At 71.7% G+C, this 530-nt stretch carries 1 protein-coding gene; it reads left to right on the plus strand.

Annotated features, from left to right (window positions below):
- The coding region (locus tag AC1DWF_RS38255; protein WP_476843612.1) for an LLM class flavin-dependent oxidoreductase at positions 1–530 on the plus strand (530 nt) is incomplete at both ends.

Raw genomic sequence — 530 nt, forward strand, 5'->3', positions numbered from 1 at the left:
GGCATCATCACCCTGCCGCTCGAGATGCCGCTGCGTGTCGCCGAAGACGCCGCCGTGCTCGACCTGATGAGCGGCGAGCGGCTGGAGCTCGGCATCGGCCCGGGCGGCAATGCCTCGGCCTTTACCGCCTTCGGGCTGAACGGCGCCGAGCGCGGCCGGATTTTTGGCGAGAACACGCAGATGCTGAAGGACGCGCTCGCCGGGCAGACCGTGCCAGGCGGCGACCATCTCTATCCGGCGGCGCCGGCCAGCCTCCTGGACCGCATGTGGCAGGCGACCTTCACCGTCGAGGGCGCCCGCCGCGCCGGGGCGGCCGGGGATGGGCTGCTGCTCTCGCGCACCCAGCCGCGGCCGAAGGATCAGCCGGACCAGTCGCTCGCCGACATCCAGAACCCGATGATCGACGCCTATCTGGAAGCCCTGCCGTCCGGGCGCAAGCCACGCATCCTGGCCTCCCGCTCCGTCTTCGTGACCGACGACCGCGCCGACGCCTTCCGCTTCGCCGAGATCGGCCTGCAGCGCTTCAGCGC

Source organism: Aminobacter sp. P4_D5, from assembly GCF_056401815.1.